1 protein-coding gene is annotated in these 862 nt (G+C 68.8%); it reads left to right on the top strand.

Translation table 11 applies throughout. The annotated features are described in order from the left end of the window. The coding region (locus tag ON19_RS25980; protein ID WP_043698363.1) for an AMP-binding protein at positions 1-862 on the top strand (862 nt) is incomplete at both ends.

Genomic DNA, 862 nt, shown 5'->3' with positions numbered 1-862 from the left:
CGCCGGAGCAGTTCCGCGAACTGCTGATCCGCGAGCAGGTCACCGTGCTCAATCAGACCCCCTCGGCGTTCTATCAGCTCGCCGAGGCCGACCGCGCGGCGCATCACGACGAGGGCAAGTTCGCCCTGCGCTACATCGTGTTCGGTGGTGAGGCGCTGGATCTGCGCCAGTTGCGGCGCTGGTACGAGCGCCACCCGGTGGACGCGCCGTGGTTGGTGAACATGTACGGCATCACCGAGACCACGGTGCATGTGTCGTTCCTGTCGCTGGACGAGCAGATGGCCGACAACCCGGCCAGCGTGATCGGGCGCGCGCTGCCCGGCTTGGACGCCTACGTGCTCGACGACCGACTGCATCCGGCGCCGGTCGGGGTGGCCGGAGAGATTCATGTCGCCGGCGCCCAGCTCTCCCGCGGCTACCTCGGCCGTCCCGGGTTGACGGCCACGCGTTTCGTGGCGAATCCGTTCGGTGCGCCGGGGTCGCGGATGTACCGCAGTGGCGATATCGGCCGGTGGGTCGGTTTCGGCGGTCAGGCCACCCTGGAGTATGCCGGGCGTGGTGATCAGCAGGTGCAGTTGCGGGGGTTCCGGATCGAGCTCGGCGAGATCGAGGCGGCGCTGCTGCGGTGTCCGGGGGTCAGTCAGGCGGTGGTGCTGGTGCGTGCCGACGAGCACGCCGGGGACCGGCTGATCGGGTATGTGGTGGCGGATGCGGGTGCGAGCCTGGATGCGTCGGTGCTGCGCACGCAGGTCTCGGAGTTCTTGACCGGTTATATGGTGCCGGATGCGGTGGTGGTGCTGGAAGCGCTGCCGTTGACACCGAACGGCAAACTCGACCGCCGCGCCCTGCCCGCACCGGAGTT

It is taken from the genome of Nocardia abscessus NBRC 100374, assembly GCF_000308455.1.
In the GTDB taxonomy this organism is placed as follows: domain Bacteria; phylum Actinomycetota; class Actinomycetes; order Mycobacteriales; family Mycobacteriaceae; genus Nocardia; species Nocardia abscessus.
Note: the sequence above shows the minus strand (reverse complement) of the source record. Positions and strands in the feature narration are given on the sequence as shown.